The 6,919-nt window shown below is 32.2% G+C and carries 4 protein-coding genes; all 4 read right to left on the reverse strand.

Annotated elements, in window-relative coordinates; translation table 11 throughout:
• Positions 1-187 precede the first annotated feature (187 nt).
• Positions 188-3,928, reverse strand: a complete 3,741-nt coding sequence (gene uvrA / locus V6137_RS20295) for an excinuclease ABC subunit UvrA (RefSeq protein ID WP_425449768.1) — start codon at positions 3,926-3,928, stop codon at positions 188-190.
• A 46-nt stretch (positions 3,929-3,974) separates the two neighbouring features.
• Positions 3,975-4,937: an AraC family transcriptional regulator gene (locus tag V6137_RS20300; protein WP_425449769.1), complete on the reverse strand. Its 963-nt coding sequence runs from the start codon at positions 4,935-4,937 to the stop codon at positions 3,975-3,977.
• 274 nt (positions 4,938-5,211) lie between these two features.
• Positions 5,212-6,255, reverse strand: coding sequence for an alpha/beta hydrolase (locus tag V6137_RS20305; protein WP_425449770.1), 1,044 nt, complete (start codon positions 6,253-6,255; stop codon positions 5,212-5,214).
• Positions 6,256-6,281: 26 nt separating this feature from the next.
• Entirely contained in the window at positions 6,282-6,839 is a 558-nt protein-coding gene (locus tag V6137_RS20310) for a DJ-1/PfpI family protein (RefSeq protein ID WP_425449771.1), read from the reverse strand.
• Between the last annotated feature and the right edge of the window lie 80 nt (positions 6,840-6,919).

Below are 6,919 nucleotides of genomic sequence, written 5' to 3' on the forward strand. Positions count from 1 at the left end.
TGCCGCCGACTTCCTTCAGATTCCACCTCACGGTGGACACCCTTGTCTTCAGCTAGCACCTATATCACCTTCGGTGTTCGGGACTTTCACCCTATAGACTGTGTCCATGCTGGGCACACATAAAAAGCTCCTCATATTGATATGAGGAGCTTTTTATAATCAACATTTTTCTATATTCTTACCAAACCTAAAGAAATTCTTTTAAAAACTTTCCCGTTATAGAATCCTTACATTCTTTTACTTGTTCTGGGGTTCCCTGTGCTATAATATATCCGCCATCATCTCCCCCTTCTGGCCCCAAATCTATAATCCAGTCTGCACTTTTTATTACATCTAAATTATGCTCTATCACAAGTACCGTATTACCAGCCTCAATTATACGATGTAATATTTTCTTAAGATTTTCCACATCTTCAAAGTGTAGACCTGTTGTGGGTTCATCAAGTACATATATGGTTTTCCCTGTATCTGATTTGCTTAGTTCTTTAGCTAACTTTATCCTTTGGGCTTCTCCCCCGGATAATGTTAATGCATTTTGACCCAATTTAATATATCCAAGCCCTACATCATAAAGGGTTTGTAAGACGGTTGCAATTTTTTGATTATCTTTAAAGAAATCTAAAGCCTCTTCAATGTCCATATCTAGGATATCCGCTATTGTTTTATCCTTATATTTTATCTCTAATACTTCTCCATTAAATCTCCTTCCATGACATATGGAACATTCCACCCAAATATCGGGCATAAAGTGCATTTCAACATAATTTCCCCCTTTCCCTTTGCAGGCTTCACATTGACCCTTCTTACTATTAAAACTAAATTTTCCTTTCTTGTACTTCCTTTTTTTCGATTCATCTAAAGAAGAAAATAACTCTCTAATATTATCAAAGACCCCTGTATAGGTTGCTGGATTGGACCTAGGTGTTCGTCCTATTGGTTGCTGGGATATACTAATGACTTTATCCACTCCTTCTATTCCTTCTATTTTTTCATAATCTCCATGAGTTTCATCACAGTTGTTTAGGAACTTCAATAATCCTGGATACAATGTTTTTATAATAAGGCTGCTTTTTCCTGAACCACTTACTCCTGTTATGCAAGTCAATATTCCCAAGGGAATTGATACATCAATATTTTTTAAATTATTATGTTTTGCACCTATTATTTTTAACCAACCCCAGGGTTTCTTCCTCTTTTTTATATTTTCAAGCTCCTTATTCTTTATATTTTTAAGATACTTACCTGTTTTAGAATATTCATTTAACAGTATTTCCTCCGGTGCACCTTCTGCAATCACTGAACCTCCATGTATTCCTGCCCCCGGACCTATGTCAATAATCTTATCTGAACGAAGCATTGTGTCTGGATCATGTTCTACCACTATCAATGTATTCCCTTCATCTCGTATCCTTTCCATTATTTCAATTAGTTTTTCATGGTCCTTCGGATGTAGTCCTATGGAAGGTTCGTCAAGTACATAGAGAATATTTGTTATTCCACTTCCAAGTTGAGTGGCAAGTCTTATCCTTTGGGCCTCTCCCCCTGACAATGTATTGGAAGCTCTATCAAGGGTTAGATATGGAACCCCCACATCTATTAGATTTTTTAATTTCCCTTTAACTTCCCTTAATATTTCCCTAGATATTATTAATTCATTTTGTGATAGTTTTTTAGGTAGACTATCAACCCAACTTTTTAGTTCCCTAATTGTCATAGTTCCTATTTCGGGAAACCTTTTTTCTGCAACAGTAACCATTCGACCTTCTTTAGATAATCGTTCCCCTTGACAAGTTTTACATTGGCTCTTTCTCATAAATGAGGACACTATTCTATTTGAAGTTTTCCCATTATTATCCTTGGACAGACGCTTTATAGTGTTATATGCCCCTTCTACTGGTCTTACTATTTCACCTTTTCTCCCCTTGGTGTTTTTATATAGGAATCTTACTTTTCTATTACCAGTTCCATACAGTGCCTGTTTTTTAAACTCCTCAGGTAGAGACTTCCAAGGGATTTCTAAATCTACCTCCATTTCTTCAGCCAAGGCAAGGATTTCCCCCTTCATCCAGTTTGCATTTGGTTTTTGGTTAAACTTTCTAAGATTTCCCCACCATTTTGAAGCCCCATCAAGGATTGATAAATGGGGACTAGATACTATAAGATCTTCATCAACTTCAAACTTAACTCCAAGTCCTTTACACACAGGACACATACTTTCTGGATTATTAAAACTAAATGTTGAAGTTGTAAGCTTAAAGAAAATTTTATTACAATGGTAACACATTTCTTTGGTTTGAAATAGAAACTCCTCCCTTTTATTTATGTTTACTAAAATTGCTCCCTCTCCAACTGTAAGGGCTTTTTTTACCTTTGATTTTAACCTTTTATTAAAGTCGTTGGTACGATCTATATCCTTTGGCATAACAAATTCATCAACGATTTCTTCACTACCAAAACCCCTTATACTAAAAAATGTATCTTCCTGTAACTTTCCAAGAATATTTATTATCTCGTCAGCTTTCAGTGCTATGACTGCTCTGCCACATTCGGGACAGTGTCTTGTGCCTATTCTAGTAAAAAGTAACTTTATATAATCATAAGTATCCGTCATTGTGCCAACTGTTGATCTTGGATTCCTTATAGTCATTTTTTGTTCAATGGCGATTGCCGGTGGAAGCCCTGTGATTTGATCAAAGTCTGGTTTTTCCATTTGACTAAATCCAACTTTTTCTGAAGGGGATAAACTATCCATAAATCGTCTCTGGCTTTCAGCATAGATGGTATCGAAAACAAGACTTGATTTTCCACTACCACTAACCCCAGTTACAACTGTAATTTTATTTTTAGGAATCTTACAATTAATATTTTTTAAATTATTTTGCCTTACCCCTATCACATTTATTTCATTTGAGATATTATTTTTAACTTGTATTATGTCTTTCAATCCTTCTTTATTACTTAATATATCCGTTGGTTTTGAAGGTATATATTTGTTTATCTTATCTATATCTGATTGGATAATTTTAATGTTTTGAAACTCTAAATTATCCCCCCTATCATCAAGCCATTTTGGCCAATGCTTAAGCCAATGGGGTACTTCATATTCTCTGATTCTATCATAAGCTGGAATATAGGGGAGTATATCCACTATAGGTGTTTTATCAAAGGCATCTATATGGGAAATTTTAATACAATTATTATCTGAATCCACATCTAAAATTCTTGCTGTTGTAATGGCTATAGGGTTAGGTCTAAGGGGAGATCGTGATGCAAATACCCCTGTTCTTGGAGCATTTTCATATGGAGGATTACATTCTGTAGTTTTTCTGTATATACTCTTATCAAATTTGTTAAACCACCAAATAACTTTCACATGGGAAAAACCTTCCAATTTACCAATTAAATCTTTATTTGTATTATGTAGTTTTAAAAAACATTCTCCGTCTATTTTTATTATTTTACCTATTTGGAAAATCGGATAATTTTCCTCCAGTTCTATATTAGAAACTTTATTTATAGTACTTATGGAAGTTGAATTTATATTTATTTTTTCCTCTCTCCAATCCCCCTGTTTTATGATAAAATCCGGTATTTTAGCATTCTTAACTCTATCTTCGCAAGGAAAATAGGGTTTGATGTCAAATATTAAGCTATTATCATCTATAGTATCGTTGTCAATCTCAATAATACCTCTATGTTCCTCAAGTTTTAATATTTTACCAATTATCAATTCAGCAATAGAGTTACTATGTTTAGCACTATTATTATCTTTTAAAAATATTAAAGCATGACTAAATAAATCTAAATATTTTAGTGCTTTACTGTACTTGGGAAGGATGTGCATATAAGTTCTCTTATCTTCTACTTTTATTTTTCCAATTGGTAAAAGTTCAAATGGTTTAGTCTTTATTTCACTATCATTTGTCATTCCTATGCTCCTTTCAAGAAAATATTATAAGAGTTTAAAACAATTATTATAAAGGCTTAATAGGAATATATATATCTACTATGTGCTTATCTAAAGTATTTTCTGTGTCATTTAAATAAAGTTCAAAAGCTAGACGGTCATCGGGCTGATAGCCCTTTTTAGGAAGCCACTTAGTGTACATAGCATTCCAAGCATCTTCGTATTGATCTTCATTTAATTTGAAGTGTCCAATGGCATATTTCCCCCCCTGAACTTTTAGAATCCCAACTTCTCCGTCTCCTTCTACATCTTCTGATATGGTCATACATACACTAATTCTTAACTTATCATCATCAGTAATATCCGGGGTATCATGGTATATGGTAATCCACTGGGTCTTTCTAGGGTCTATAAGTTTCCTTTTATCTCCCCATGAATATAGTTTTCTAAAAAGCTTTTGAAATAACATTGCATCTTTTTTATAGGGGCCCGTATGGCGTATATATGCTACTTTCATCTCTGATATATCTGCCACTTCAACTGTATAAGGAATATTAATATGCTTTTGCCTTTCATAATATTGTCTTTTTCTCATAACGTTATTGTAGCAAACTATCTCAGAAAACACTTTTCCCATATTGCTTTCTTCTTTAGAGTTAATATTTTTTTGAGGATAATTTTCTGTTCTTAGTTTACTGGCACTCATATTAAAATAGTTTTTGAAAGCCTTTGCAAAAGAAGACTGATTTGAAAAACCACATTCTAGTGCTATTTGTGTTATAGAGATATTTTTATTTGCTAAAAGTAAAAAACCTGCTTTTTCAAGTCTAACTCTCTGAATATATTGAAAAAGGGTTTCTCCTGTCATTGTACGAAAAATCCTATGGAAATGATACGAGGAGAAATTTGCAATCCTTGATAGATTAAATAGAGAAAACTCTTCTGAAATATTATTTTCAATATAGTCCTGAACCTTATTTATTCTTGAAATATATTCTTCATATAAAGATATATTCTTTTCTTCATTCATTCTTTTCACCCCCCTAAGGTATTATCACTAATGAAACTAATACTAATCTCCTTTATTATATAATATATCATCTAGAGATTTAATCTATATGATATATTTACTTTCAATTTTATTTCAGCTGATATTTTAGATGAAGATTTGTCCATTGATAAACTTTCCCTTGCCCATTTCTTTAAACCTGATTTACCACTAATTATAATAAAAAATCTAACCTACTAGAAACAGTAGATTAGATTTTTTTATAGTCTAAATATCATTATAGGTGGGTCTTATTTTAATCAATTATAAACTTAATTGCTTTACTTAATTTCTCATTCAAGTCTTCAGGATACCAGTGGCCTATTCCTTTATTGATATAATATTTATATGGTACTCCAGCTTTATCAAATTCTTTTATCATTTTATCAACTTCTTCCACTGGTACATCCTCTTCTCCTTCCATAAATACCCCTTTTATACCTCTATCTAATGCTTCTTCAATATTCTCTTTGTTAAATGATTTAGGTTTTTGCGTACTTAGGGAGATAAATCCTTTTATAGGTATAGGATTAGTCATTGTAAAATCTATAGCTGCTGTAGCACCACCTGAAAATCCTCCAATTATAATATTCTTTTCATCGATTGAATACTTGTCCCTTATGATATCATAGCATGTTTTTAATTCGTCATATGACCAATCATAACATGTTTTAATTAAATAACTAGTTTCTGATAATGGATATATATCTTCTGACTGTGACCAATCTTTTTTATCTTGGCTATAAAAGACTCTTTTTAACCATGCATAACCATTATGGTTTACCACTTGACTTGCTTGAAGATAAACCACAATAAAGCCTCTATTTAATAGTTCATCTGGTCTCCAATACTCCTTATGAACTTCTACAGAATCTCCATCACCGTGAAGACTTATAAATAAAGGATATTTCTTTTCTTTATTATAGTTTTGAGGTAATAAAACTTCCCATTTTGACTTTGTATTTTCCTGCTTTTTTCTTCTTTGTGAGTCATTCTTTTCCCTTAGTTTTATGTATTCCTCATTTTTAGCAAACGGCTCAGATAAAGAATCCAAATTTAGTGGACATACATACCCTTCTTGGATTAGATATGTCAAATCATCTAAACAGGCATTATATAACTTTAATTTGCTCTTAAGTATAGCTTTAAATAATATAATATCATATAAATATTTATCATATTCTTCTTTGGGAAGACTTTTAATTCCCCTTTCTAATAAATCTAAAGTTTCCCTATACTTTCCCTTTATATAAGGTATTTCATAATCCTTTTCTAGTTCTTTAAAACTGCCATATTTCATTATTGTTCCTCCTATCATATGTTCAATTACTTTATATTCTTAAACCAATTATAATCATCTGTAGCCTCTTTATCATCTTTATATACACCCATTACTTTTCCTAACTCAACGGCAAATTCAATAAATCCTTGACCAGTTGAAGTGATAGTGTTTCCATCAACAACCACATCTTCGTTAGTAATAACTGATTCTTTAAATAACCCTATATAGTCCCCATCTTCTTTAAGTCCAGATGATGCACCAGTACATTTTTTACCTTTAAGGACCCCATAGCTTGCCATAAGAAATGTCCCTCCACATATACCTGCTATATATTTATTTCTTTTGTCTAACTCATTAACAAATGCCTTAAGTTTATCATTTTCATATAAATATTCTGGGTCTCCCCCTGTGATAATGAAAAGATCAATTTCATCGGGATTAAGTTCATCAATAGTTTTATCGGGTAAAAACTTTTGTTTTTCTTCACTTTCATACACTCGATTCTCTAATGCTGCAGTAAAATGATTGTCCTTAAATTGTAGTGCACTTAATACTAGCTCAAACTCACAAAAACCATCATAATATAATATACATATATTCATAAAATTTCCCCCTCATTCTTATATTGTTTTCTATTAACTATATTATAATAAATAATGGCTGACACCATGGTGTCAGCCAT

The sequence above is a fragment of the Dethiothermospora halolimnae genome, from assembly GCF_037577855.1.
In the GTDB taxonomy this organism is placed as follows: domain Bacteria; phylum Bacillota; class Clostridia; order Tissierellales; family VENL01; genus Dethiothermospora; species Dethiothermospora halolimnae.